This is a genomic window from Novosphingobium piscinae (assembly GCF_014230355.1).
In the GTDB taxonomy this organism is placed as follows: domain Bacteria; phylum Pseudomonadota; class Alphaproteobacteria; order Sphingomonadales; family Sphingomonadaceae; genus Novosphingobium; species Novosphingobium piscinae.
This window is the reverse complement of sequence record NZ_JACLAX010000003.1, coordinates 246980-271970: the sequence shown is the minus strand read 5'-3', so window position 1 is coordinate 271970 and position 24991 is coordinate 246980. Positions and strand designations below refer to the sequence as shown.

The window sequence follows — 24991 nt, the reverse complement described above, 5'->3', positions numbered from 1 at the left end:
GGCCGCGGGGCGGCCAACGGGCAATGGGCGGGGGCGCGGGTCATCCGACCTGGGCCTCGAGCAGGGCGTCAGCGAGCCGGTCGGCCGATACGCGGGCCTCGCCACAGCGGCGGGCGGCGCGTTCGGCCGCGTCGCGCAGGCGCTTGGCGGCGGAAATGCGGATCAGGATCGGCTGTGCGGCCACCACCTCGTCGAGCCGGGACTTGGCATCGGCATCCCACGGCAGCTCGCGGTGCTCGCGCGCCGGCGTGGCCTCGGCCTTGTCCATGTCGGTGGCCAGAGGGAGGATGTGGAACAGCGCGTCGAACAGCGCGTTGCAGACCTCCTGGACCAGATAGGTTGCGCCGGAATAGCCCATGAACGGCGTACCGGTGTGGCGGCGAATTGCCGCGCCGGGGAAGCTGGCCGGGATATAGATCCCGCGGCTGCCGCGCTCGGCATTGTACATCCGCTCGTTGTAGCTGCCGAACAGGACCAGCGGCGGATTGGCATGGATCGCCGCGCGCACGTCCTCGTTGCGCGGCTTGACCCCGGCACTGCGCGAAAAGGCGAAGGTGCACGGCAGCCCCATGTCGTCTTCTAGGAAGTGGCGGATGCCACGCGCATAGGTCTCGTTGGCGACGATCCCGAAGCTGGCCGTCGCGAAGAAGTCCTGGGTAACCGAGCGCCACAGATCCCACAGCGGCTTGATCGTGGTGTGCTTCTCGCGCTCGATGAACGGCTCGGGATCGAGTCCCAGCTCGGCGGCCATCGCGCGCAGGAACTTCGTAGTGCTGTCCAGCCCGATCGGCGCTTGGAAATACGGGCGCTCGAGCAGCTCGCACATGTTGCGGCCGAACTCGCGGTAGAGGCAGACGTTGGCCTGGGCGTCGGCCAGCCGGCGGATGTCGGCGAGGTGGCAACCCAGCGGGAAGACCACGTTGACCTCGGCTCCGATGCCCTCGATCAGGCGGCGGATCTCGGCCAGGTCGCTGGCCATGTTGAACATGCCGTAGGACGGGCCGATAATGTTGACCTTGGGCTTCTCGCCCTCGCGCACGGGCTTGACTGCCGGCATCGCCTTGGGGCCGAATTCCGACCACAGCCAGGAGAGTGCACGGTCGGCGCACTGCCATTGATCCTCGTCGATCGTGCGCGGCAGGAAGCGCTTGATGTTGGTGCCTTCCGGCGTGACGCCGCCGCCAATCATCTCGGCGATCGAACCGGTCACCACCACCGCGGGCAGATCCGGGTCGAGCGTCTTCCACGCGCGCTTCATCGCGCCTTCGGTCCCGGTCTTGCCGAGCTCTTCCTCACCAAGGCCGGTGACGACAATCGGCAGCTCGTGCGGGGGCAGGCCGTCGGTGTAGTGCAACACCGAGGTGACCGGCAGATTCTCGCACCCGACCGGCCCGTCGATGATCACCTGCAGCCCCTTGACCGCGGCGAAGACGTAGACCGCGCCCCAGTAGCCGCCGGCCCGATCATGATCGAGAATCAGGGTCATGAGCCCACCGCCTCAGCCGCCTTGCGGGCAGCCTCGTTGAGCGCGGCATACTTCTTCTTGAACTGTGGCCGATCCTGCGGGGTATCCTCCCACACGCCTGCCGCCGGGCCGGAGCCGACGCCATCGAAGAAGGCGGTCATCTTGTCGAACCGCGCCTTGTTGGCCATCGCCGCATTGACCACCTGGGCCAGGCTGCCGGCGCCAGCGATGCCCATCAGCGGGCGGGCCGAGATCAGGTTGGTGAAGTAGAGCGAGGGGATTGCACGCTGCTTGGCGTGCTGCACCACCGGGGTCGTGCCGATCGCCAGGTCGGGGCGGAACTCTTCGATCGCGGCGATGTCCTGTTCGAGGCTGGCGCGGAAGTTGACGCGTACGCCCCGGGCCTCGAGCCATTCGCGGTCGGGATCGGACCAGCGCGTGCGCGGGCAGGCGGTCCCGACATAGGGCACCTCGGCGCCGCTTTCGATCAACAAGCGGGCGACCAGCAGCTCCGAACCCTCGTAGCCGGCCACAGTGATCCGGCCCTTGATCGGGTTGGCAGCCAGGGCCGCCCGGATCGCCGGGACGAACCGAGCCTTGGCGGCTTCGACCTTGGCCGGATCGACACCGCAGGCCGCACCGATCGCGTCAAGCCAGGCCGCGGTGCCTTCGGCACCGACCGGGGCCGATCCCACGACGGTGCGGCCGGCAGCCTCGAACTCGCGCACGCTGGCGGTGTAGAAGGGATGGATCGCAGCGACGACGGCGCAGTCGAGCGCGGCATAGAGCTCGCGCCATTCGCGGGTCGGGACGACCGGCCCGGCCGCCAGGCCAAGCGGCTCGAGCATCATGCCGATGCCTACCGGATCGGCCGGGAACATCTCGCCGAGCAGGGTTACGGTCGGGCGGTCGGCGCGGGTCCGCGGCGCGGCGACCGGGCCGGCCTCGGCCTCGGTGCGGGCATAGGCCAGCATGGCGCCGGCGAGCACGTCCTTGGCCTCGGCATGGGTCGGAATGCCGAACCCGGGCACGTCGATGCCGATGATGCGAACCCCGTTGATCTGCTTCTTGAGCAGCCGCAGCGGCACGCCGCTGGCGGTGGGCACGCACAGGTTGGTGACCACGATCGCATCGTAGAGTTCGGGATCGGCGAGATTCTCGACCGCTTCCTTGATGTCCTCGAACAGCTTGCCGGTGACCAGCGTCTCCGAGCTGAACGGCACATAGCCGACCGTGCGGCGCGCCCCGTAGAAGTGCGAAGTGAAGGTCAGGCCGTAGACGCAGCAGGCCGAGCCCGACAGCACGGTGGCGGTGCGGCGCATGCGCAGGCCCACGCGGAGCGAGCCGAAGGCCGGACACATCGATTGCGGCTGGTCGTGCGGGCCGACCGGGTAGTCGGCGGCATAGCGCGCCAGCAGTTCGGTGCCCTGGGCTTTGTTCGTTGCCTCGCGCAGGACGTCTGCGCCGGCATGGCAGCCACCCCCCTCGACCGGCGAGTCGAGCTCGATCCGGTCGGGCTGGCGGGCGAAATCGCCGGTGTCGGGGGCCAGGTCGCTCATGACGAGGGGCTCCCGCGCTCAGATTTCGTCATAGATCACCTCCAGCGAGGGCCGCGTGACGAAGGTCCCGCCGCGCATGTCGGCCTGGGTGGCGGGGATCAGCTCGACGTTGCCGCCGGTCTCGTCGGGCGAGAACAGACCGAGCAGGCCGTCCTGCTCGAGCGGGCTGGGCCGGCGCGGCGGGGCCTCGGCCACATTGCACGCCAGCTCCTCGAACAGGCTGCCCCATTCGCCATCGGGGTGGCCAATGATCTGGTAGTTGGCCGACTTGCGGCGGATGTCCTCGTTGGCCGGGATCGCGCAGAGCACCGGGATGTCAACCGCCTTGGCGAAGGCCTGGGCCTCGCCGGTGCCATCATCCTTGTTGATGATCATGCCGGCGACGCCGACATTGCCGCCCATCTTGCGGAAGTATTCGACCGCCTTGCAGACGTTGTTGGCGACGTAGAGCGACTGCAGGTCGTTCGAGCCGACAACGATCACCTTCTGGCACATGTCGCGGGCGATCGGCAGGCCGAAGCCACCGCAGACCACGTCGCCGAGGAAGTCGAGCAGCACGTAGTCGAAGCCCCAGTCGTGGAAGCCCAGCTTCTCGAGCAGCTCGAAGCCGTGGATGATCCCGCGCCCGCCGCAGCCACGGCCAACCTCGGGCCCGCCGAGCTCCATCGCGAAGACGCCGTCACGCTGGAAGCAGACGTCCTCGATGCGCACCTCCTCGCCAGCCAGCTTTTTGGCAGCCGAGGTCTCGATGATCGTCGGGCAGCTCTTGCCGCCAAACAGCAGGCTGGTGGTGTCGGACTTGGGATCGCAGCCGATCAGCAGCACGCGCTTGCCCTGCTGCGCCATCATGTAGCTGAGATTGGACAGGGCGAAGCTCTTGCCCGAGCCGCCCTTGCCGTAGATCGCGATGACCTGCGTGTCCTTCTTGACCTCGCCGGTGTGAGGCGCGTCGGGCTCGATCGCCGCCTCGGCGCGGAGGGCGGCGTCGTGCACGGTCAGTCCGGATTCGAGCATGGTCATGCGCATTCGCTCCAGTCGAGAACCATCTTCAGGCAATCGGCGCCCAGAAATGCTTCGGGGTAGGCTTGGTCGGCCTCGAGGGCCGGGCGCACGTGGCTGACGAGGCCGCCGAGATCGAGCGCCCCACTGTCCACCAGGGCACGGGTCGCAGTCAGGTCGTCGCCGCTGAATTCGGCCGAGACGCGGATCCGAGCCTCGGCCCGGAACGCGGTCGGGAAGGCAAAGCTGGGCCGTTCGGCATAGAAACCCGCCATCACGATCTCACCGCGGCGGCGCAGCCGCGGGATCAGCAGATCGAGACAGTCCGGGGCTCCGCTGGCGTCGTAGATCGCGCCATAGTCGCGGCGGTCATCATCCCCGGGCGCTACCACTGTATAGCCGCTAGCGCCGCCCTGGCGGGCCGGATTGACCTCCCACACGGTCGGCGGCGGGGCCCCGCCGGTGATGGCGATGCGGGCGATCAGGCGGCCCAGCGTGCCGTGGCCGACGATGAGCTCGGGCGGTGCGGCCCAGTCGATCGCGTGCAGCGCGGTGGCGGCCAGCGCAAAGATCACCCCGTCGGCGCCAAGCGACTCGGCGATCGGGAAAGCGCGGGCCGAAGGCAGGACAACGCGCTGGGCATTGCCGCCGAACAGCGCCCGGGCCTCGGCATAGCAGGCTGCGCCGGGCACGAAGACCCAGTCACCCACCCGGCCGGCGACGTCCGACCCGGCTGCGATCACCCGGCCGACCGATTCGTAGCCGGGCACCAGCGGATAGCCCATGCCGGGAAATGCCGGCATGTCGCCGGTCCACAGCAGCTTCTCGGTGCCCGAACTGATCCCGCTCCAGCGCACCTCGACGAGGAGGTCGGAAGGGGCGAGGCCCGCAGCTGAGTCGAGCAGAGTCACGGCTCCGGCCGCACCGGGTAGGGGTGTGTTGGTCAGGGCCAGCCGCCGCAGCGCGATGCGCTTTGGGGCTTCCAGTACGATGGCCAGTGCATCCATGCCCCGGTCCCTTCCCCTATGGCCCGAAGGCCGCTGCCCCAAACCCGGAGTGGGTATGATCAGGCAGTCTTCACCATATACCTTACCTAACGAACGTCAATCAAAGTTGACATTAGACAGTGTCATTTCGTGCTGACAAGTACGCTGGTGATGACGGGAAGATCGGTCGGGATGTGACGGGTCGTTGAAAAGCCCGCCTTTTGCAGCAAAGTGCGATACTCCGTGGCAGAGCGGGGACGACCCGAGTTCATCGCCCACAGGTAGAGACCGAAGTAGCCATCCCCCATTGCGCGGGCCCCGGAGGTGTCTGCCATGGGTTCGGAAATCACGAGTCGCCCGCCGCGCGGAAGGGCTGCCCAAGCGGCGGCAAGCAGTGCCTCGACCGCGCCATCGTCGTGGTCGTGGAGAATGCGCACCAGCGTCATGCAGTCATAGCCGGCAGGCAGCGGCGTGCCGAAGAAGTCGCCGGGATGCAGGGTGACCCGGTCGCCCAGCGTGGTCCCAGCGAGTCGCGTCGCGGTTCCGGCCACCACTGGCGGCAGGTCGAACACGCCGAGTCCGAGCGCGGGGCAGGCGGCGGCAAGGGCGGCGATGAACACCCCGTGCCCGCCCCCCAGATCGACCACCCGCCGGTGCCGCGCGAAGGGGTAGGCGGCCAGCGTCTCACGCGCGACCATGGCCTGCGAACTGGCCATCAGGGTGGAGTAAGCCTGGGCCGTTTCTCCCTCGGTTTCAGCGCTGTAGTGCCAGAAGGCCGAGAGTGCCGTGGGGTTCTGGCGATTGGCCCGCAGCAGCGCCAGGGGGTCGGCCAGGTCGGCGTAGAGCAGGGCATGGTGGCGCACCATCGCGCGGGCCCCGGGGTTGGCCTGAAGCGGGGCGCCCTGTTGCCCCAGCATCCACCAGCCGGGGCCGACCGACTCGGCCAGGTCGATCGCCGCCGCCGCCCGGACGAGGCGCAGCGCCGCGGGCTCGGGCAGGCCGGTGGTGGCGATCACCGCGGCCAGGTTGCAGGGGCCCTCGGCCAGCCTGTCGAGCAGCCCTGAGGCCTCAGTTGCGGCGAGGATCTGCGAATAGCAGAAGCCGGCCAGGAGATCGAAGGATTGCGCGGCGCGGCGCCGGGCCACGCCGCGGACCAACGGCAGCCGGGCGGCCCAGGTCTGGAAGCGCGGACTGGCGATCGTGGCGTTGCGCCAGGCGGTCCAGCCGACCCGCCAACGCGGAGGCATCGCGGCGGGCAAGGAAGCGGGCTCGACCATATGTCCAAAAGAGTGGACACATCGTCTGTAAAGATCAATTATATTCGCTGCAGCAACCCGGAAGCGAAAGGCACAGCCGTGGGAGCAAGGATCGCCATCATCGGCGCCGGCATCGGCGGCCTTGCCGCTGCGGCCCTGCTCGCGGCCCGGGGCTGTTCGGTCACGGTCATCGAAAAGGCTCGTCATCCGGGCGGCAAGGCGCGCCAGCTGGCGGTCGACGGTGCGGCGATCGACGCCGGGCCGACGGTCTTCACGCTGCGCGACGTGTTCGAGGACATCTTCCGCGAATGCGGTGCTGAGCTGGCCGACCATGTCAGCATCCGCCGCGCCGAGGTGCTGGCCCGTCATGCCTGGGACAGTGAGCGCCAGCTTGACCTTTTCGCCGATCCGGCCCGCAGCGAGGAGGCCATCGGCGATTTCGCCGGCGCGGCGGCGGCGGCCGGCTTCCGCGCTTTCCGTGCCGAGGCGGCGCGGATCCACGGAATCCTTGACCGGCCGATGCTCCGCGGCAGCAAGCTGGCCTGGCCGCCCGCGCTGATGTGGCGGATCGGACTATGGCGGGTGGGCGACCTCCTCGCGATCCGCCCCTACGAGAGCCTCTGGAAAGTGCTGGGCGAGCATTTCGCCGACCAGCGCCTGCGCCAGCTGTTCGCGCGCTATTCCACCTATTGCGGCTCGTCGCCCTTCGCGACGCCGGCCACCCTGATGCTGATCGCCCATGTCGAATCGCAGGGTGTCTGGCTGATCGACGGAGGGATGAGCGCGCTGGCCGACGCGCTCATGCGGCTTGCCCAGCGCCACGGTGCGCGCTTCCGCTTCGGCACGGCGGCGGCCCTGCTCGAAACGCGGATGGGCCGGGTGTCGGGCGTCGCGCTGGCCGATGGCGATCACGTCGAGGCTGACGCGGTGATCGCCAATGCCGATCCCGCGGCGCTGGCTGCCGGGCGCTTTGGTCCGGTTGCGGGCATGGCGGTCAGCTCGCACGCGCCGCGCAAGCGTTCGCTGTCGGCCATGGTCTGGCTGGCCCATGCCAAGACCGGCGGCTTCCCGTTGCAGCGCCACAACGTGCTGTTCTCCCCCGACTATCCGCGGGAGTTCGCGGACATCCGGGGCGGTCAGCCGCCGCATGATCCCAGTGTCTACGTCTGCGCCCAGGACCGCGACGAGGGGGCTGGTCATTGCGCCGGACGCGAACGCCTGCAGATCATCGTCAACGCCCCGGCCAACGGCGACAGCCATGCCTATACCGACAGGGAGAAGGACCAATGCACCGAGGCCATGACGCGCAGCCTGCGTCGCTGCGGGCTGGAGCTGGAGCCGGGCTTCCCGCACATGCTGCTGACGCCGAACGCGTTCGAGAGCTTTTTGCCCTCGACCGGCGGAGCGATCTATGGACGAGCCTCGCACGGCTGGGCGGCGTCCTTCCTCCGGCAGGGTACGCGGACCGCGATCCCTGGGCTCTACTGCGCGGGTGGAAGTACCCACCCGGGCGCGGGGGTGCCGATGGCCGCCTTGTCGGGACGTCTGGCGACCCAGGCGGTGCTGCACGACCTCGCTTCGATGCAGCGGTCCCACCCGGTGGCTATGGCTGGTGGTATGTCGACGCGCTCAGCGACTGCGGCCGTCACGGACTGACGATCATCGCTTTTGTCGGCAGCGTCTTCTCGCCCTACTACAAGGCCAGCGGGCGGGGCGATCCGCTGAACCATTGCGCGCTCAACGTCGCGCTCTATGGCCCAGGCGCGCGCTGGACCATGACCGAGCGGACCCGCGGCGAAGTGCGCCGCGATGCCGATACGCTCCAGCTTGGTCCCAGCCACGTCCACTGGACCGGCGAAGCGCTCGAGATCGTGATCGAGGAACGCGACAAGCGGTTGGGAGTGCCCTGGCAGCGGCGCGTGGTCGGGCGGGTCCGGGTCATCCCCGAGGCGCTCAACAGCCGCGCCTTCGCCCTCGACCCGGCGGGTAGGCACCGCTGGCACTGTATCGCGCCGCGCGCCCGGATCGAGGTGGTGATGGAGCGTCCGGAGCTGCGCTGGAAGGGCGACGCCTATCTCGATTCGAACTTCGGCAGCGAGTCGCTGGAGGAGGGCTTCCGCGTCTGGCACTGGTCGCGCGCGCATGTCCGGACGGATGGGGGCCGCGGTGGGGCCGTGGTCAGCTATGAAGGCATCCGGCGCGACGGGGGGGGCTTCGCCAGTGCGCTGCGCTTCGGGCACGATGGCACTCCGCATGAGGAGGAGCTACCCCCGGTGGCGCCCCTGCGCGGGACAAAATGGCTGATGGAGCGCAAGACCCGGGCCGACCGTGGGCTCGCCCGGGTGCAGCGGACCTGGGAAGACGCACCGTTCTACGCGCGCTCGACGCTTGCCGCCAACCTGTTCGGCGAACCGGTCGTGGCGGTCCAGGAGAGCCTTGATCTCGATCGGTTCGCCTCGCCGATCGTGCAGTTCATGCTGCCCTACCGGATTCCGCGCTCAGCCGGCTGAGCTGTCCTTGTCGCCTTGCGCTGCGCGGTCGCGCGCCGCCCGCTCGCGGTCGGCGCGGATCTCGCGGTTGACCGACCACAGCTGATAGCCGCCGAAGCCCAGCGCGATCACCGCGGTGAACACGATCTCCAACCAGCCGAAGTGTTCGCTGAAGCCGCTCATCCCGTGCCCTCCCTGTCGGCGGTTGCCAGGCCGTGCCGCACATCGCGCTCCGCTTCCACATGCCTGCGGATCGCCAGGGCGGCGAGATCCGGTCGCTGCTCATGCGCGAGGTGGCCCAGCGCCGGCCAGACGTCCAGCCGGGCATGGGGCAGGCGCACCGCCGCCCGCTCGATCGAATCGAGCGGCACGGCGCTGTCGCGCTCGGCGTGGACCAGCAGCACCGGATTGGTCAGGGTGGCCAGTGCCCCGCTCAGGCCCTCGAGGTCCCAGCTCGCCATCATTTCGATCGCCCCGGCGCAGTGTCCCGGGTTGCGGAACAGCGTGCGGTAGCCGGCGAGGCCTGCTGCATCCACGCTTGATCCGGTGGCCCGCTCGAGAAACCGCTCGGGCTCGCCCGGCAGACTGGCGATTCCGGCCATCATCCGCGGCACCAGCGGATTGACGAACAGGAGCCGCGCCAGCGACGGGAACAGCCGCGCAGCCAGTCCGGGGAAGGGCATCAGCGCGGGATTGAGCCCGACCAGCGGAATTGCCGCGGCCGCCCGGTCCTGCGGATCAGCCTGCCGCACGATCTGCAGCGCGACTGCGGCTCCGGCCGAATGGCCGACAATCCCCGCGGGGTGTGCGGCATCGAGTGCGGCGAGCAGCCCGGCCACGGCCTCGGCCATGCCCGGCAGGGACAGGCCGCCCCGCGGACGGCCGGTGGTGAAGCCGTGGCCAGGCAGGTCGGGGGCGATCACGGTGTAGTCGGCGGCGAGCAGCGGTAGCACTTCGCGCCAGCTGTGCGTTGCCGCACCGGTGCCATGCAGCAGGACCAGGGGCGGACCTGAGCCCATGATCTGGACGTGCCAGCGCAGCCCGGCCGCACTGACGAAGCGGCTTGCCGCGCGGTGGGGCCAGTTGCGCCCCTCCACCTCCCAGCGCAGCACGCTCATGCGGCCGGCCGGCGCCCGGAGCGCTCGGGTGGGGCGGCCAGGGCGACCGCCGCCTGAAGCGCACGGGCATCGGCGAAGGGCAACGGCAGGTATCGCGCGTGCATCGCCTCGGCCAGCCGTGCCGCTTCGGGCCGCGGGCGGGGGGAAATGTCGATCACCACGGCGTGGCGGCGCTCGGCAGCGAGGCGGCGGGCCGCGGCCAGAGCATCTTCCAGCGCACGGGGGCGTCCGCGGGTCCCGTCGGCGGCGATGTTCGCGCTGCCATCGGTTAGGAACACGAACAACGGCGTGCGCCCGCGCGCCGCGATCGCCTCGCCGACCTGTCCGGCCAGCGCGATCCCGCTCGCCAGCGGCGAACCGCCGCCGCCGGGCAGCGCGCCGAGCACGCGCTTGGCGCGGGTCAGTGAGCGGGTGGGCGGCAACAGCAGTTCGGCGCCTCCCCCCTCGCCCGGGGTCCCGCGGAAGGCGATCAGGGCCACTTCGGTCCGCTTGACGTAGGCCTGGGCGAGGATCAATTCGACCGCCCCCTTGGCCTCCGCCAGCCGGGCGATTGCGGCCGAGCCCGAGGCATCCACGCAGAACACGGTCACCGTGGCGGTGCGTTCCTCGAACCGGCGCACGCGCAGGTCGTCACGGCGGAAGCGGATCGGTCCGGCGCCTGGCATAGCCGGTTCGCGCCGCCGCAGCGGCTGCCACGGAATGGCCGCGCGCAGCGTGTCGACCAGAGCCAGCCGCACACCGCCACCGGGCAGGCCGGGACGCGCGCCAAGCGGCCTGCCGCGCAGCTTCGAGGCGGTGCGCCGACCCCCGCCGCCGCCCCGCGCTGCGCGCAGCGCCCGCCCTGCGGCGATCATCTCGAGCACGTCGGGCGGGATCGCCGCCCGCGCGGCCTCGATCAGCAGGTCCTCGGGCAGGGCCTCGGGTGCGGGCTGGTCCTCGGCGTCGCCTGGCGGGTCGGGTGCCGGATCGTCGCCGGGCGGGGGCGGCTCGGGCGGCTCGGTTTGCTCGTCCGCGGATGCGTCCGGCGGCAGACGGGTCGCCCGCGGTGCGAGCACCAGCCGTGCGGCCAGTTCCAGATCGGCCTGGCCCACTTCGGCCCGGCCGGCGATCCCGGCCGCGGTGCGCGCTGCGGCCGCGGCGAACAGCAGCGGGCGCACCGAGGCGATGCCCAGTGCCATGCCGGTGCCGGCCAGCGCGTCGAGCCCGTCGTCTGATAGCCAGCCCCCGACGGCCCTCGGGGCGGCCAGCGGGGCCTCCTCGGCCAGCCGACACACCCGGCGCAAATCGCAGTCGAAGGCGACCCGTTCTAGCAGGGCTGCCGGCGGACGCTCGTCACCTTCGGCGCCATCGTCCAGCAGGACGAGCAGGAAGCGCCCGTTCTCCGCCTCGGCCTGGTCGAGCGCCTGGGCGATCCGGCCGGCGATGTCGATCCGCAGCCGTTCAGCGAGCGGCACGATCAGCACCCCGCCCACGGCTTCGGCCAGCAGGCCGCGCTGGTGGACCGGGATCCCTGCGGCCAGGCTGGCGGCGATGTCGGTCCCACCGCACAGGCGATCATCGTCGATGTGGCCGGGCAGGCGCCGCCACGGCGCGCCGGCGGGGAGCGCCGCGCGCAGTATCTCGAGCACACGGCTGCGCGCCGGACCCTCGCCGCGCAGGCACAGCCCGCCCAGCCGCGGTTCGGCGGCCACGAGGCGTGCGGCCAGCAGGGCATCGGCCAGGGCGGGATCCGTCGGCGCCGGAGCGGCCGCGGTCATGCGAACTGTTCGGCGATCGCGCGTTCGATGCGGGCGGTCGATCCGCTCTCGTCCAGCACGTCGCGGCGCAGGCGGTGGCGCAGCGCCAGCGGCGCGACCGCGAGAAGATGCTCGCGCCGGACCTGCTTGGCCCCTTTCAGCGCGGCATAGGCCCGCGCCGCGCGCATCAGCGTCAGCTCACCGCGCAGCCCGTCGACTCCGGTCGCGCTGCACAGCTCGGCGGCGTCGACCAACACGGCATCGGGAACGTCCATCTTGCTCAGCCGCTTCTGGCCGCGCGCGATCTGCTGCAGGATCTTCTCGTCCTCCGCCGCCCAGGCCGCGCCGAACCCGGCGGGATCGGCATCGTGCGCGGCGCAGCGGCGCATGATCTCGACACGGTCGGTGATCGCCCGCGGCGTGCGGACCTCGACCGAAAGGCCGAACCGGTCGAGCAGCTGCGGTCGCAGCTCGCCCTCCTCGGGGTTGCCGCTACCGATCAACACGAAGCGCGCACGGTGTCGCACCGAAAGGCCCTCGCGCTCAACCACGTTCTCGCCCGAGGCTGCCACGTCGAGCAGCAGATCGACGAGATGGTCCTCAAGCAGGTTGATCTCGTCGATGTAAAGAAAGCCGCGATGGGCGCGGGCGAGCAGGCCGGGTTCGAATACCTTTTCGCCCGTGCGCAGCGCGCGCTCGAGATCGAGCGAGCCGAGTACGCGGTCCTCGGTCGCGCCGAGCGGCAGGTCGACGAAGGGAACGCTGCGGCGCACCGCCGCGGTCGCCTCGCAGGGCCCGGGGCAGGCGCGCGGATCGTCGGGCGAGCAGCCGAACCGGCAGCCTTCCATGACCATGATCGGCGGCAGCAGCGCCGCCAGCGCCCGCGCGGCGGTGGACTTGCCGGTGCCACGATCGCCGAAGACCATCACCCCGCCGATCGCCGGATCGACGGCCGCGATCAACAGCGCGAGCTTCATCTCGTCCTGGCCGACGATCGCAGAGAAGGGAAAACGCGCCATGTGTCCAACATTCTGGACGCCAAGCGGCGTCACCACAAGCGGAAATTCGGCCAGTCGGCGATTAGTGGTCGGGGCCGAGCAGGCGTTTCTTGAGCACCCGCATGGTGATCCATACCCCGGCGACCACCGGGATCACCAGCAGTCCGATCAGGTGTTCGTGGTCGATCCCGCCCCCTTCTTCGGGCACGGCATTGAGCAGATACTTGAGCAGGCCGAGCAGATAATAGCTCAGCGCCACGGCCGAGAGGCCCTCGACCAGCTGCTGCAGCCGGGCCTGCATCGAGCTGCTGCGCTCCATCTTGCGCAGCAGTTCGCCGTTCTGGTTTTCGATGTTGGTCTCGATCCGCACGCGCAGCAGCGAGGCGAGCTGCTGGGTGCGCTGGGCCAGGCGTTCGATCCGGGTCACCGTGGCGCGGCAGGTGTTCATGGCCGGGCGAAAGCGGCGCTGGGTGAAATCGGTGAGCGAGGCGAAGCCCGTCACCGACCGGCTGTCGAGCTGCTCAAGCCGTTCTTCGACGATCTGGGCATAGGCGAGGGTCGCATCCATCCGGAACGAGGTGGCGGTGGAGACCGAGGCGAGGTCGAGCGCTAGTGCCGACAGCTCCTGCAGCAGGTTGTCGTCGCGCGTGGCGGCGCTGGCGATGCGGTCGGCCAGGTCGCGCAGGCGCGCTTCCGCCTGGTCGAGCAGCGGCCAGCACTCGCGCGCCACGGGCAGGCCGATCAGCGCCTTGTTGCGATAGTTGCCCAGCTCCTGCAGCCGCTGGATCTGCCGCACCAGGTCGCGCGGATCGGCCCCGTTGGCGGCCACTAGCAGGCGGCCGAAGCCATCGGGCATGATGCGGAAGTCGGACCACATGCGGATGCCGCCGCCGATGATGCTAGAGACCAGCTCGTCGCGGTTGAGGGCGTGCCTGTCCAGCACGCGCTGCACCGCGGCGTCGTCCTCGCCCACCCAGACCCGGGTGCTGCGGACGATCTGGCCCGGCAGGTCCTGCGCCCAGTCCATCGCGGCGATCAGCTCGGGATCGCTCGAGGGATCGAGGAAGGCGTCCTCGGTGCAGGGGGCCACGAACAGGGTCAGGCTGCTGCCCTCGCTCTGGCGCTCCCAGGTGAAGGCCACGCTTGGACTGATCCGGCCTTCGCGATGCGAGGGGTTGCCGACCAGCTCCTTGGCGGCGGCGCGGGCCTCGACCAGCGCCAGTTCCTCGGCGCGCTCGTCCTCGTCGACCGCCAGCACCCACTGGATGATATGGCAGGGCACCGGCACCAGCGGCCAGCGCCGCAGGTGCATCTCGCCAACGGCCGGCCTTCTCAGCTCATGGTCGCGCACGGCCGCGTCCTTTCCCCCTTGGCACCGGGTCGGGCCGGGCTTTCCGGTCCGGCGATGCGGAAAGAAAGCTACGCGAGTTTTCGGGGTGGGCCAAACGGAATTGCCCCGTTCCGTCCGCTTGCGTCCCGCGGCAGCCGGTCCGGCGAAGCGAACCGGCTGTATCCACGAGGATTTGCCGGAACGGTATCAGAACCGCCAGCGCAGCCCAGCCTCGATCCCGCGAGGCGCACCCGGGGCGAGGAAGGTGGAAGATTGGCGGGGCCGCTCGCCATCGATCACCGGCCCGGCAAACGGCCGCGCCACGAACCGGCCCTCGGCGTCGAAGGCTGTCGCGCCCAACTGGGCGGCGGTGGCATAGCGCGCATCGAACAGGTTGCGCACCGTGGCGTAGAGCGTCAGCCCCGCGACCGGGCGCAGCTCGAGCCCGGCATTGACCACGGCATAGCCGGCGGAGCGCCCGGCGCCGAGATAGTAGATGCCGTCCGGGGCATGGCGATTGTTCTCGTTGCCGCGCGCAAAGGCTCCCGACACCGCGAGAAGATCGAGATCGAGCCGCAGCCAGGACGCGGCCTGCCAGGCCAGTGCCGCCTTGGCGGTGTGGCGCGGGACCAGCGGCAGGTGGTCGCCCGGACGGATCATGATCGCGCCGGCGAAGCCGGGGGCCGGGGCGTCGTTGCTGCTGTTGGCGCTGCCGTCGACCTGTTCGGCGCTGCGATAGGTGGCGTCAAGCAGGGTGTAGCTGCCCTGCAATGTCAGCGCGCCGTGGGTCGCCTGCGCCTCGAGCGAGAACCCCTGCCGCCGGGTGAGGCCCACATTTCGGAAGTAGCCATAGCCTGACGGCTGGTCGGTCACGAACTGGATGTCGTCGTGGCTATCGGTCCGGAACAGCGCGGCGGTGAGGTTCACGCCACCGGCCGTCCAACCGATGCGCAGTTCGGCGGTGCGGGCGATCACCTGACGCAGCGGCGGATCGCCGGCCAGGGCATTGGGCAGCCGGCAGGGGCTGGCCGGATCGGAGCAGCCCAGTTCGATCGCCGAGGGCGCGCGCGAGGCCTGCGACCAGCTCGCGATCAGACTCAGCCCGGGGCGAGCCTCCCAGTGCAGTGTTGCCGCAGGGTTGAAGCGGGCGAACACGGGGTTGCTGTCGAGCGATCCCGTCCCGCCCCCCGGGGTGATCGCGTCGCGGTTGCGCACCCGGGTGCGGTCATACCGCCCCGCCAGCTCGAGCCGCAGCTGAGGGGTCAGGGCCAGGCTGTCGGCCAGATAGGCGCCCAAGCTGCCGGTTACTGCATGCAGATCGACGCGCGCGTCGAAGGCGTTCTCGGAGGTCTGGGTACCGTCGGCGAAGGCGCCCGGCCCGTCTACCGGGAGCACCGTGCGGTCGGGCTGGATCACGCCGAACTGGGTCGACTGGGCAAAGCGCGCGGTGCTGCGAACGTAGCTCAGCCCGATCGTCAGGCTGTGGGCGCGTTCGCCGAGCGGCGCGTCGAGCACGATCTCGGCCCCGCCGCCCAGTTCGTGCTGCACCGTGGCCGAGCGGTTGAGCAGCCCGGTGCACTTCTCGTTCGGCTCGTCGTTGAGGAGGGCATTGGCGATGCAGCGCCAGCGTGGGAAGGGCGTGTTGGCCTGGCTTTCCCCGGCCAGCGGAAAACCCGCAAGGCCCGCCGCGGTGAGCGCGGCGCGTTCGGCGGCGGAGGGCTGGTAGGGGTTCTCGCCGAGCGCCTCCTCGTTGACATCGCCATTGCGGCTGGTCGTCTCGAGGCGCCGCCAGAACAGGTTGCCGCGCAGGGTCAGCCCCGCGGAGGCGGGATGCTCGCCCTTGAGCGCGATCAGGCTGGCGCGGTTGCGGGTGGTGTCGGGCGCGGTGTAGATGCTGGTCCGGTCGGCAGCGAGCAGGCGCTGTTCCTGCAGCCCGTTGCCGGTCAGGTCGGTGTCGGCATGGAGCCCGGACAGCTCGATTCGGTCGTCCCCGCGCGACCAGCCGAGCTTGGCGAAGCCGCGCGTGGCGCGCGAGGGCGAGGCGATCCGCCAGCCGTCCTCGCGGAAGTGGTCGACCAGCACGAAGCCATCGAGCTCCGGCCCGATCGCGCCTCCGACCGTGGCGCTGGCTGTCGCGCGTCCGAAGCTGCCGCCGCCGGCCTGCAGCTGGACCCCGGGATCGCTGCGCCCGTCGCGGGTCTGGATCACCAGCGCACCGCCCAGTGCATTGCGGCCGAACTGCGGGCTGGCTCCGGAGGCGAGGCCGAGCGTGGCGACGGCCCCCGGCGGCAGCAGGTCCCAGCTGACCACCTCGCCGAAAGGCTGGTTGATCCTGACCCCATCGAGATAGACCGACAGGCCCTGCGGCGTACCGAGCAGCGGCGAGGCGGTGAAGCCGCGGAAGCTGATGTCGGGCTGCAGCGGATTGCCCTGCAGCTCGGCCACTGTCACCCCGGGTGTGGTACGCACCAGTTGTTCGGCCAGGCTCGCCGCGCGCGACGCGGCCAGCGCGTCGGCGCTAGCCGCAGTTTGCGGCGGCTCGCCGAGGGGTGTGGCGATGACCACGATTGTCTCGGCTTCGTCTGCCTCGTTGTCCGCCGCGCGGACCGCGGGCGCGACACCCAGGACCAGGATAGCGGCAAGTCCGGCAAGTAGCGGCTGGGGAGGCGAGACGGGCATCATGGACGCCATGGCTATCATGCCCCCGCCAGCATCCTCCATTGGCCCAAGGGATGAGAGACGGCGATCCGGCCCGGTCCGCTTCAGAGCCGCGGATCGCCCTCGCGCCAGGCCCCCGGGGTCAGCCCCTCCACCGACCACGGGCCGATGCTCCAGCGCACCAGACGCAGCGTGGGCAGGCCGACCGCTGCAGTCATCCGCCGCACCTGGCGGTTGCGCCCTTCGCGCAGGGTCAGCCGCAGCCAATGATCGGGCACGCTCTTGCGAAAGCGCACCGGCGGATCGCGCGGCCATAGCGCGGGCGGGGCGATCGCCTCGACCTCGGCTGGCCGGGTCGGTCCGTCGTTGAGCAGCACGCCCGCCCGCAGCCGCTCGAGCGCCGCCGGATCGGGGTTCCCTTCCACCTGGACCAGGTAGGTCTTGGCGAGGCGGTGGCGCGGATCGGCGATGCGCGCCTGGAGCCGGCCGTCATTGGTGAGCAGCAGCAGCCCCTCGCTGTCGCGATCGAGGCGCCCGGCGGGGTAGACCCCGGGCACGGCAACATGGTCGGACAGTGTGGCGCGCGGGCTGCTTGTCCCACGGTCGGTAAACTGCGAGAGCACGTCGAACGGCTTGTTGAACAGCAGCAAACGGGTCATGGCGCGTGCTTGCCTGCCTCCTGCCCGCCTGTTTGCTTGTCCCACCTGGCGGCTCAGTCGAGCAGCGCCTGGATCTTCTTCATCAGCGCCTCGATCCGCCCGGCAGCCTCGGTGAAGGTCTCGACATCGGCGCGGTTGTTGTTGCCGCGGGCTTCCTTGGCGCTTTCGAGATAGCCTTCAAGATCGACCTCAAGCGCATCGACCAGCATCTCGGCCTCGTCCTCGCTCAAGGTCAGTTTGATCGTCTTTGCCACGCCGGTCCCTTCCTGCATCGTCCTGCGCCTCTAGGCCGAAGCGCCGCGACCCGTCCAGCCCCAACCGCGCCGGTGTGCGTCAGCCCTGCGCGGGGACGGGGAAGCTGGACCGGGCGGGCCTTGACGCGTCCCGTGCCAAGCCACCAGCCGGTGACCCTGAGCGGCGACCTGGCCGCGGCCGATCAGTACTTGAACTTCAGCGTGGTCATCCAGGTGCGGGGGCGCAGCACGTTCAGCGCCGGTTGGAACGGCGGGCCGACGATGCCGCTGGTATAGGTCACCTGATCGGTCAGGTTCTGCACCGAGAGGTTCAGCTCCCAGCGCTTGTCCGCGGTGGCCAGGGCGGCAAAGGCGTCGATCCGGGTCCAGCCGGCCACGACCAGGGCGTTGGTGACCGCGGCGTTATAGGGGCCGGTATAGTTCATGTTGCCGCCGATGCGGGCCAGCAGCCGCTCGTTCAACGGCTGCTCGAAGGTCCCGCCCAGCCGCACCTGCCAGTCGGACACCAGCGGGATGTCGCGCGCGCCTGAGGTCGCCGCGTCTGCGGCGGGGTCGAGACGGGTGTACCGGCCGTTGTTGTAGGCGACCGCGGAGAACAGGTCGAGACCGGGGACCGGCCGGGCGGTCAGTTCCAGTTCGACACCCCACACCCGCGCCGAACCGACGTTGATCTGGGGGAAGTCGGTCCCGCGTTGGGCCGTCTGCTGCAGGTTGTCGATATCGTTGACGAAGACGGCCAGATTGGTGCGCAGCTTGCGGTCAAGGAACTCGGCCTTGAGTCCGGCCTCGTAGGCCCAGACGGTTTGCGGCCGGTATACGGCGTTGAGCACGGCCGGCGCCCGAGACAGCCCGTTGAACCCCCCGGCCTTGAAACCGCGAGAGACCGAGAGATAACCCATCGCGTCCGGGCTGAACTTGTGCTCGAGCCCGAGCTTCGGCGTAAAGGCGTCGAAACTGGCGTTGAGCCCGGCCGTCAGGTTGGTCGGTGCGGCAATGGTGGCGTCGAACCGTTTGTCGTCCCTGGTATAGCGGCCGCCCAGCGTCAGTGAGGTCCGCTCCGATAGGGCATAGTTGGCCTGAGCGAAGGCGGCGTAGCTGTCGGTCCGTGTGCGCTGGACGAACAGGGGCAATTGGAACCCGAAGAAGGCATCACTGAAATCCTGGGTGCCCTGCTCGTTGAAGTAGTAGACTCCCAGCAGCCAGGTCAGCTTGTCGTTCAGCGATGCGCCGGTCGCCTGGAGTTCCTGGCTCCATTGCCGTGCCGATGAGGCCGACCCGCGATCGAAGGTCGAAATGAACACGGTGGGCGCCACCTGCAGCCCCGCCGCGAGATCCCAGCGGAAATAGTCGGTGGTGTCGACATAGGCGGTGATCGAGCGCAGGGTGACCGCACCGACCTGGTACGACAGGTCGAGACCGGCCGTGAACACCTCGGTTTCGCCGCGCGACGGGGTGGGTGACGAGGTGACGAAGGGATCGCCGGCCACCACCGGCCGGGCGTTGCGGGTGAACACCCGCGTCGCATAGTTCACCCGGGCCGCATCGGGGACGAAGCTGACGTTGACGGGAAGGTACCCGTCGTTGACGTCCTTCGCATAGGAGGCCGAGGCGACCACCTTGAGCGTGCCGTCGTCATAGGCCAACTTGGCCCGGCCGACGAAGTTGTTTTCCCTGCCGACCATGCGGTTCTGGGCACGATTGAAGATCCACCCGTCATCCTGGTTGCGATAGAACACCGCCAGCGACCCACCCAGGTTGCCCGCCAGCGCGCCGCCGACCGAGGCATCGCCGCGGAACTCGTTGTAGCTGCCATACCCGGCCGAGGCGTTGAACCACTTGTCATTGGCCCCGGGGGTACGGGTGATCACCTTCAGCGCGCCCGAGAAGGTGTTGCGGCCATAGAGCGTGCCCTGCGGTCCGCGCAGCACCTCGATGCGCTCGATATCGGCCATTTGCAGATTGGAACCTTGCAGTCTGCCGCGATAGACGTCGTCGACATAGAGACCAACCGCGGGTTCGGAGACGATCAGGCCAGGGGTCTGCTCGGTCCCTCCGCGCAGCGCCAACTGGAAGGTCGACGGGTTGGCCGAGACCGGAATGAGGGTGAGCCCCGGGACCGCCTTGGCAATGTCCTGGGCATTGGCGATCTGCTTGTTCTCGAGATCGGCCTGGCCCACCGCCGTGATGGCGATCGGCGTCTCCTGGAGCTTGGTGGTGGTGCGCAAGGCCGTCACCAGGATCTCGGAATTGGACTGGTCGGTCTCCTGCGCCATCACCGGTAGCGCTGCCACCACCGCCGCGCCACACAGCAAAGCCCTGACTGTTCTCATCTGCCTATCCCCGATTGCCCCGCACACCGGTCACGCTCCGGCCGCTTCGGAGCTGTTGTTTACGCAGGGTTTCCAGGCTTCCCTGATGAGCTTCGTTTTCTGACCGAACGGCGGATAGCGTCCAACCATCGTCCGGACAGCGGACTGCGGGTCAGTCTCCCCGTCCACCCGAACGCGGCCTGCGCCTCGGCCCTGACCGGGGAGGGTGGAGGATCACTGGGGCTTTGGCATCATGGGCTCGCGCAGGCACCCCCGCCCCGGTGATGACATGGGTCCGAGGGTGGAGCCGGCGATCGACCGCAGGGCCCCTTCCGGGATCTCCCGTTCCGGGCTACGCGATGAAGGTCACAGCCCTGTACGCCCCAGGCCAGCGCGGAGCCCGCTAACCCAGCCTTTGCCGTGGCGGGATTGATTGTGTCAGGTCTGTGACGTTCCCAGGCCATTCAAGGCTCTAGGAAGAAATGGTGCCCCAAGGCCATCCCATCGGCCCGGCAGGTCAATACCGCTCGATCATGCCTGAAGGGTACCACGCACTTCTTCCAACGGGTCTCACGTTGTCCGCCGAGAGTCGGGTCTTCGCTCCCCATGAATATTCGAACTTCTTCTAACTAGCCAGTTCAATCAGCCTTGCTCTGGCCATCCGTCACGGGCGTCGTTCGTCGCGAGAGGCAGTCATCCAGGGGCAGCACGGTGTGCCTGACCGTTCGATCATTCGCAACGAACCCGCGGTGGGCTATCGGCTGATGCTGCCAGAGCCTTCTGCGCAGTGATTCCCATGGCTTCTTTATGGCCTTTCGGAGCAAAGGCCGCCGCATCGTTGCCGCTAGGAGCGGTGCGGCACAGGGATCGAATGACCATGCACAAGCCTTGTCTTGCCGTCGGTGCCGCTGCGCTGATCCTTCTGCCCTCGCAGTTGATGGCGCAGACCGGCGGGGATGATGCGTCCACGCAGATTGCGACCACACCATCCGGGGATCCCGGCCCGATCTGCACCGACCGCCCCACCAAGAGCAACGTTACATGCACGGTCCCCCAGGGCGCCGTACAGGTCGAAGCCGATGTTTTCAGCTGGACCCGCCTTGCCGCCACACCAGCCCGCACGGATGTGTTGGTCTATACCAACCCGACCGTGAAGTATGGTCTCGGCGACAACAGCGACATCCAGCTCAATATCGCCCCGCTTGTCGAAGTGCGCACCCGGGTGGGCGAGCAGACCGTCAACCAGCGCGGGGTGGGCGATCTCACCATTCGCTTCAAGCAGCGCCTGACAGGCCCTGACGACGCGGTCCAGGTGACGCTCTTGCCGTTCGTCAAGGCACCCACGGCCGAGCGCGGGATCGGTAATGAGCAGTGGGAAGGCGGACTGATCGTGCCCGTCCAGCTGGAAATCGGACCTGCCATGCTGACGCTGGTGCCGCAGGTCAACCTGCTGGCCGGTGCCCTCGCACCGCAGCGACGTCACCTGGAATTCCAGGGCTTGGCCAACCTCGCCGTTCCGATCGCGCCCCGGACCACGCTGGCGGGCGAGGTTTGGACCTCGCAGAATTGGGACCCGGCCGGCACGCTGCGCCAGTACTCCGCTGATGCAGCGCTGAGCTACCTCCTCCATGACGAACTCCAGCTCGACCTGGGGGGCAATTTTGGCCTCAACCGGGCAACCCCGGATGTGCAGGTTTATCTTGGTCTCTCAGCGAGGTTTTGAGGGGCCCGAGAGGCTCCTCTGCGAAGTAGCGCGTTCCAGAGGGTGTGGATCAGCGGCGAAGCGTGGGCCCCTGGCCTCATCCTGAACCCAGGCAGCGACGTGCTTGGGCAGGTAAGTCTGGACGGAAACATTGCGTGTCATGCTGGACTCCATGTTGGCGGAGCCTAGAACGCACTGCGAAAGGCAAGTTTGTTCAACTTATGTTCAAACCGGTCGTCAAGCTCGTTGAAACTGGCAGAGTTCCTTGCCCTCCGGCCAGATGTGATTTGCGTGGATGGACAGGGCTGGTCGCAAGTCAGATTTGACGGAGAAGCTGCCAATTTCTCGTGAAGTCATTAAGTCACTGTATTATATCAATGTTATTCTGGATATTACCTGCGATTTGTCGCGTCCGGTGTGCTCTGCACTGTGCCCAGCTTTTCGGTCTCACGTCGATTATGTCTCCGCAACAGACCAAACAATATCGGGTCGTCGGCCTTGGGAATAGCAGCCGCTGCGGCGCCTGATGCAGGTTCCGTCAGTGCTTGAAGCAATGCTCTCGATGCCACGCCAGGAAGGCCGGATGCGGGCGCTCTAGAGGTCGCTGGGGCGGGATGGCGAAGCCGGTCCGGTTGATCAGCGAGCGGATGCTATCGGGGTCGTTCGCATGTCGACTGACAAGGATTTCGAGATCGTCGTTTAGGCCGATCAGGCCCCGATCGAACATCCAATGGACGGTTCCTGAAAGGGCGATACCGTTGGTGACGATGTCCGGCCCGCCGCGATCCACGGGGCGGATATGGGCTGCTTCGACCTCGGCGCGGCCGCCGCCGTTGATCAGTTTCAGGCCAGTCACCGCGCAGCGGGCATCATAGGCCTCGACCACGCGGCGGCGGAACAGACGGTCACGGACCAGCCGTGATCCGAGATTGGCCACGCGGTCCCGCTCGATCTCGAACTGGAACGGAGAGCGCTCCTCGCGCAGCATGTGGTCAGCCGTCTCATCGACCCTCGGCAAGAAGCTGTCATCTTCCGCAAGACCAATGTCGATGATGCGGTTGAAGTCCTCGATCGACAGGGGCCGGACTGCCGATTGGGCGCGACCCGAAATCTTGCCCTGCTCATTGAGAACGCCGCGCTCGACCAGCCCCAAAGAGCCATTGAACGGGACCGGATTGGGGAAGTCCAGGTAAGTGCCGGGTTCGATCAGCGCGAGATACATGTCCTTGGCGGTTGGGTCCGGCACGACCTGGGCTACTTTGGCCACGGCAAAATAGCCGCGCGTGTCGTGGATCTTGCTTGGCTCGTAGTAGATGATCCAATCGCCGATGCAGGCGCTGACTCGGGTCAGGTATTGGCGCGGGAACTGATACTGCTCCGCCGGGCTGTCGTCGTAGATCGAGTCGGTGCGATGAACGAAGATTCCTTTGGTCATGGCGCTCCCGCTTCCCCGTCAGCAGAATAGGCGCTCGCGCCGATCATCGGAACCTCCTCCGTGGGCACTTCGGCCACATCCGGCAGGCCTTCCTGCCCGGCGTGCGCCCTAACCTCGGTTGCCCGTTCCTCGATCTCCTTTGCAAAGACCTCCAACATCGTCGAACCCACTGGCATTGCTGCCACCTCATCGACCGCTGCGGGCAGTTCGCGCAGCAACCGTGCCGTCACCTGTTCCACCCGCTGCACCGTCCCCCGCGCTGCCAGTCCTGCGGCTTCGGCCGTGCGTCGCCAGTGGCGACCGTAGATGTGCCGACCGCGGCGCTGGCCCCCGATCGACTGGGCGTGGTTCTGGGTGATGTTCGCCCAAGCGAGCCCGGACATCAGGTCGTAGAGCGGGGCAAGCTGCGGCGCGCCCGGGCCGAGCAGGATCGAGTAATTCTTGGCGTGGGAGTCGACGTTGCCGATGGCGATATTGAAGATCACGGCGTCCAGCAGCCGAGTGATGTCGCGCGCCGTCATATGCTGGCGGACAACCGCGAACATGTCGGCGATCGAGGGGCCGCGCGTGCCGGTGCCGTTGAACTCGTATTTGGCGGCGGGAGGACGGGCGAGAGCCTGGCAGAAGTCCTCCTGATGCAGGCGGCGGACATGGTTGCCGGTGCCTGTCCGGTCATAGCGCTCGACAAGCAGGTAGCTGCGTTTCCCCGCAACGCCGGTCGTAACTGGCGCGACATTGAGACCGATCCGGCGGGCGAGAACCATGCATAGCGCCTCGTTTTGGACGCTGCCGGGCAGGCGTGGATTGTCGGGCTTGAGGATATGGGTGGATGGCGCGCCGTTGATCGGCACTGCAATCTGGCCGTCGATGACAGCCACCGGCAGCTTTTCCTGCGCGCCGGCAAGGCTCATCGAAACGCCGTCCTCGCCGACTAGGAATGGCCGTGCAGGCAATTCCTCGATGATCCGTTCCAGTGCGTCGGCATCCGGGATCGGGCGATAGCCGGGCTCGCCGCGCGGCTGTTGCAGAGCGATGCTGAGCGCGCCCGCCAGATCGTTGCCGGTCTGCGCGATCAGGCCGAGCGCGTCCTCCGGCGCAGCGCCGAGCGCGCGAGTCATGGCGCGCAGCGGTTCGCCTTCCGGCAGGAGGTTCATCAGCCAGGGAAGGACCTGTTCCCCGTCATACGGCTCCGGCCGGTTCGGCATTGCCAGCGAGACCGGGAAGCTGTCTGGGGAAGACAGCCATGCTTCGTCATACGCGAGGCGGGTCGCCCGTCCATCGGCACTGATCTTGGCGACCAGGCGGTTCTCGTAGTGGACGGGAAGTTCCAACGTCAGGCCTGCGGACTGCCGGTGGCGGTGAGGCGCAAGCCGACAGCCTTGGCAGCAGCGAGTGCCTTGCCGAGTTGGGCGGTGGGCTTTCCTGCTTCCAGATCGACAATGAAGCGCTCGCCGCTGTTGATTGCGAGCGCCAGCTCCCGCTGGGTAAGGCCAAGGGTCTTGCGGGCCGAGGCGACGGCTGCGCCGAATTGGGTTGCGTTGTCGATCATGTCAGTCTTACCGAGCGGGAAGCTCTCATATCTACCGTAGAGATTCAAGAGCATTTCTTCCCGATCGGGAAGGAAGCGCTCCAATGTGGCTGTCCATCCAGAATATCTTACCGATCGGTAAGTTTATTGGTGGCCGGAACGGACGTTCCATGCTATCGAGGGGGCGTCGAAGTCAGTGGATCTGTCCATGTCGATCGCAAGCGCTCAATACGACGATGACGAAATACTGGCCATAGCGCGGGCGGCCGCTGCATTGGTCGCGCGCTGGGGCGTTCAAGATGAAGCAGCCGAGCGGCTTCTCAACGGCGAAGGGCGGGCTACAGCGCTGCTCGGCATTCATCGCGCATTGCGATGCATGTTTGCTGACAGTGATAGAGCCGCGCGGTGGATATTTGTCTATTCCCGCGCGGAGCATGGTGACCATCTGCTGGCCTACAAGAATCCGGTCAAATTCGTATCTGACCTCTCTGCCTTCCTCGATCAGTGACG

The 24991-nt window shown here is 68.4% G+C and carries 21 protein-coding genes; 4 read left to right on the top strand and 17 right to left on the bottom strand.

Translation table 11 applies throughout. The features are described from left to right. Positions 1 to 40 precede the first annotated feature (40 nt). The 5 genes from bchZ to H7F53_RS05030 form a co-directional block, all read right to left on the bottom strand. Positions 41 to 1486, bottom strand: coding sequence for a chlorophyllide a reductase subunit Z (gene bchZ, locus H7F53_RS05050; RefSeq protein ID WP_185678372.1), 1446 nt, complete (start codon positions 1484 to 1486; stop codon positions 41 to 43). Continuing rightward, the gene (gene bchY / locus H7F53_RS05045) at positions 1483 to 3024 is read right to left on the bottom strand and encodes a chlorophyllide a reductase subunit Y (protein WP_185678371.1); all 1542 of its coding nucleotides are present in this window, start codon (positions 3022 to 3024) and stop codon (positions 1483 to 1485) included. Before bchY ends, bchZ begins: the two co-directional genes overlap by 4 nt. Before the next feature lie 18 nt (positions 3025 to 3042). Beyond that, a complete protein-coding gene (locus tag H7F53_RS05040) occupies positions 3043 to 4044 on the bottom strand; it encodes a chlorophyllide a reductase iron protein subunit X (RefSeq protein WP_185678370.1) in 1002 nt (333 codons plus the stop codon). Further along, entirely contained in the window at positions 4041 to 5030 is a 990-nt protein-coding gene (bchC, locus tag H7F53_RS05035) for a chlorophyll synthesis pathway protein BchC (RefSeq protein ID WP_185678369.1), read from the bottom strand. Before bchC ends, H7F53_RS05040 begins: the two co-directional genes overlap by 4 nt. A gap of 122 nt (positions 5031 to 5152) precedes the next feature. Beyond that, positions 5153 to 6256: a methyltransferase gene (locus H7F53_RS05030; RefSeq protein WP_185678368.1), complete on the bottom strand. Its 1104-nt coding sequence runs from the start codon at positions 6254 to 6256 to the stop codon at positions 5153 to 5155. A 108-nt stretch (positions 6257 to 6364) separates the two neighbouring features. Here H7F53_RS05030 and crtD point away from each other — a divergent pair, with 108 nt between their 5' ends. Together crtD and H7F53_RS05020 are read left to right on the top strand one after the other, a co-directional pair. Further along, positions 6365 to 7921 carry a 1-hydroxycarotenoid 3,4-desaturase CrtD gene (crtD, locus tag H7F53_RS05025; RefSeq protein ID WP_343061923.1) on the top strand — a complete coding sequence of 519 codons (1557 nt, stop codon included), beginning with the start codon at positions 6365 to 6367 and terminating at the stop codon, positions 7919 to 7921. A 119-nt stretch (positions 7922 to 8040) separates the two neighbouring features. Then, complete coding sequence (locus H7F53_RS05020) at positions 8041 to 8775, top strand: hydroxyneurosporene dehydrogenase (protein WP_185678366.1); 735 nt, start codon at positions 8041 to 8043, stop codon at positions 8773 to 8775. Here H7F53_RS05020 and H7F53_RS05015 read toward each other — a convergent pair. The 9 genes from H7F53_RS05015 to H7F53_RS04975 all read right to left on the bottom strand — a co-directional run bounded on the left by H7F53_RS05015 (position 8764) and on the right by H7F53_RS04975 (position 19837). After that, complete coding sequence (locus tag H7F53_RS05015) at positions 8764 to 8937, bottom strand: hypothetical protein (protein ID WP_185678365.1); 174 nt, start codon at positions 8935 to 8937, stop codon at positions 8764 to 8766. The genes H7F53_RS05020 and H7F53_RS05015 overlap by 12 nt on opposite strands. Beyond that, the gene (gene bchO / locus H7F53_RS05010; protein ID WP_185678364.1) at positions 8934 to 9872 is read right to left on the bottom strand and encodes an alpha/beta fold hydrolase BchO; all 939 of its coding nucleotides are present in this window, start codon (positions 9870 to 9872) and stop codon (positions 8934 to 8936) included. Before bchO ends, H7F53_RS05015 begins: the two co-directional genes overlap by 4 nt. Beyond that, positions 9869 to 11629 (bottom strand): magnesium chelatase subunit D, encoded by a 1761-nt coding sequence (locus H7F53_RS05005; RefSeq protein WP_185678363.1) that lies wholly within the window; start codon positions 11627 to 11629, stop codon positions 9869 to 9871. Before H7F53_RS05005 ends, bchO begins: the two co-directional genes overlap by 4 nt. Next, positions 11626 to 12627 (bottom strand): magnesium chelatase ATPase subunit I, encoded by a 1002-nt coding sequence (gene bchI, locus H7F53_RS05000; RefSeq protein WP_185678362.1) that lies wholly within the window; start codon positions 12625 to 12627, stop codon positions 11626 to 11628. The genes H7F53_RS05005 and bchI overlap by 4 nt, the downstream gene beginning before the upstream one ends. Before the next feature lie 61 nt (positions 12628 to 12688). Further along, on the bottom strand, positions 12689 to 13957 hold the full coding sequence (locus tag H7F53_RS04995) for a DUF3422 family protein (protein WP_185678361.1): 1269 nt from the start codon (positions 13955 to 13957) through the stop codon (positions 12689 to 12691). A 186-nt stretch (positions 13958 to 14143) separates the two neighbouring features. Next, complete coding sequence (locus H7F53_RS04990; RefSeq protein ID WP_246438517.1) at positions 14144 to 16615, bottom strand: TonB-dependent receptor; 2472 nt, start codon at positions 16613 to 16615, stop codon at positions 14144 to 14146. Between the two features lie 83 nt (positions 16616 to 16698). After that, positions 16699 to 17253 carry a pseudouridine synthase gene (locus H7F53_RS04985; protein ID WP_185678360.1) on the bottom strand — a complete coding sequence of 185 codons (555 nt, stop codon included), beginning with the start codon at positions 17251 to 17253 and terminating at the stop codon, positions 16699 to 16701. A 53-nt stretch (positions 17254 to 17306) separates the two neighbouring features. Beyond that, positions 17307 to 17507, bottom strand: coding sequence for a hypothetical protein (locus H7F53_RS04980; RefSeq protein ID WP_185678359.1), 201 nt, complete (start codon positions 17505 to 17507; stop codon positions 17307 to 17309). A 182-nt stretch (positions 17508 to 17689) separates the two neighbouring features. Then, positions 17690 to 19837: a TonB-dependent receptor gene (locus H7F53_RS04975; protein ID WP_185678358.1), complete on the bottom strand. Its 2148-nt coding sequence runs from the start codon at positions 19835 to 19837 to the stop codon at positions 17690 to 17692. Between the two features lie 850 nt (positions 19838 to 20687). Here H7F53_RS04975 and H7F53_RS04970 point away from each other — a divergent pair. Then, positions 20688 to 21539: a transporter gene (locus tag H7F53_RS04970; RefSeq protein WP_185678357.1), complete on the top strand. Its 852-nt coding sequence runs from the start codon at positions 20688 to 20690 to the stop codon at positions 21537 to 21539. A 517-nt stretch (positions 21540 to 22056) separates the two neighbouring features. Here H7F53_RS04970 and H7F53_RS04965 read toward each other — a convergent pair. From H7F53_RS04965 to H7F53_RS04955, 3 genes are read right to left on the bottom strand one after another with little or no spacing between them, the layout of a single operon-like run. After that, on the bottom strand, positions 22057 to 22953 hold the full coding sequence (locus H7F53_RS04965) for an HNH endonuclease (protein ID WP_185678356.1): 897 nt from the start codon (positions 22951 to 22953) through the stop codon (positions 22057 to 22059). Beyond that, positions 22950 to 24284 (bottom strand): type II toxin-antitoxin system HipA family toxin, encoded by a 1335-nt coding sequence (locus H7F53_RS04960; protein ID WP_185678355.1) that lies wholly within the window; start codon positions 24282 to 24284, stop codon positions 22950 to 22952. The genes H7F53_RS04965 and H7F53_RS04960 overlap by 4 nt, the downstream gene beginning before the upstream one ends. Before the next feature lie 2 nt (positions 24285 to 24286). Next, complete coding sequence (locus H7F53_RS04955) at positions 24287 to 24586, bottom strand: helix-turn-helix domain-containing protein (protein WP_246438515.1); 300 nt, start codon at positions 24584 to 24586, stop codon at positions 24287 to 24289. A gap of 103 nt (positions 24587 to 24689) precedes the next feature. Here H7F53_RS04955 and H7F53_RS04950 point away from each other — a divergent pair, with 103 nt between their 5' ends. Next, positions 24690 to 24989, top strand: coding sequence for a hypothetical protein (locus tag H7F53_RS04950; protein ID WP_246438513.1), 300 nt, complete (start codon positions 24690 to 24692; stop codon positions 24987 to 24989). Positions 24990 to 24991 lie beyond the last annotated feature (2 nt).

What these genes read in the sequence shown, in the direction of transcription:
- H7F53_RS04990 (WP_246438517.1), bottom strand. Translation starts at nt 16,615, where the DNA reads ATGCCCGTCTCGCCTCCCCAGCCGCTACTTGCCGGACTTGCCGCTATC.
- H7F53_RS04950 (WP_246438513.1), top strand. Translation starts at nt 24,690, where the DNA reads ATGTCGATCGCAAGCGCTCAATACGACGATGACGAAATACTGGCCATA.
- H7F53_RS04975 (WP_185678358.1), bottom strand. Translation starts at nt 19,837, where the DNA reads ATGAGAACAGTCAGGGCTTTGCTGTGTGGCGCGGCGGTGGTGGCAGCG.
- bchZ (WP_185678372.1), bottom strand. Translation starts at nt 1,486, where the DNA reads ATGACCCTGATTCTCGATCATGATCGGGCCGGCGGCTACTGGGGCGCG.
- H7F53_RS05015 (WP_185678365.1), bottom strand. Translation starts at nt 8,937, where the DNA reads ATGAGCGGCTTCAGCGAACACTTCGGCTGGTTGGAGATCGTGTTCACC.
- H7F53_RS04985 (WP_185678360.1), bottom strand. Translation starts at nt 17,253, where the DNA reads ATGACCCGTTTGCTGCTGTTCAACAAGCCGTTCGACGTGCTCTCGCAG.
- bchO (WP_185678364.1), bottom strand. Translation starts at nt 9,872, where the DNA reads ATGAGCGTGCTGCGCTGGGAGGTGGAGGGGCGCAACTGGCCCCACCGC.
- H7F53_RS05005 (WP_185678363.1), bottom strand. Translation starts at nt 11,629, where the DNA reads ATGACCGCGGCCGCTCCGGCGCCGACGGATCCCGCCCTGGCCGATGCC.
- H7F53_RS05020 (WP_185678366.1), top strand. Translation starts at nt 8,041, where the DNA reads ATGACCGAGCGGACCCGCGGCGAAGTGCGCCGCGATGCCGATACGCTC.
- bchI (WP_185678362.1), bottom strand. Translation starts at nt 12,627, where the DNA reads ATGGCGCGTTTTCCCTTCTCTGCGATCGTCGGCCAGGACGAGATGAAG.
- bchC (WP_185678369.1), bottom strand. Translation starts at nt 5,030, where the DNA reads ATGGATGCACTGGCCATCGTACTGGAAGCCCCAAAGCGCATCGCGCTG.
- H7F53_RS04965 (WP_185678356.1), bottom strand. Translation starts at nt 22,953, where the DNA reads ATGACCAAAGGAATCTTCGTTCATCGCACCGACTCGATCTACGACGAC.
- H7F53_RS05030 (WP_185678368.1), bottom strand. Translation starts at nt 6,256, where the DNA reads ATGCCTCCGCGTTGGCGGGTCGGCTGGACCGCCTGGCGCAACGCCACG.
- H7F53_RS04970 (WP_185678357.1), top strand. Translation starts at nt 20,688, where the DNA reads ATGACCATGCACAAGCCTTGTCTTGCCGTCGGTGCCGCTGCGCTGATC.
- bchY (WP_185678371.1), bottom strand. Translation starts at nt 3,024, where the DNA reads ATGAGCGACCTGGCCCCCGACACCGGCGATTTCGCCCGCCAGCCCGAC.
- H7F53_RS05040 (WP_185678370.1), bottom strand. Translation starts at nt 4,044, where the DNA reads ATGACCATGCTCGAATCCGGACTGACCGTGCACGACGCCGCCCTCCGC.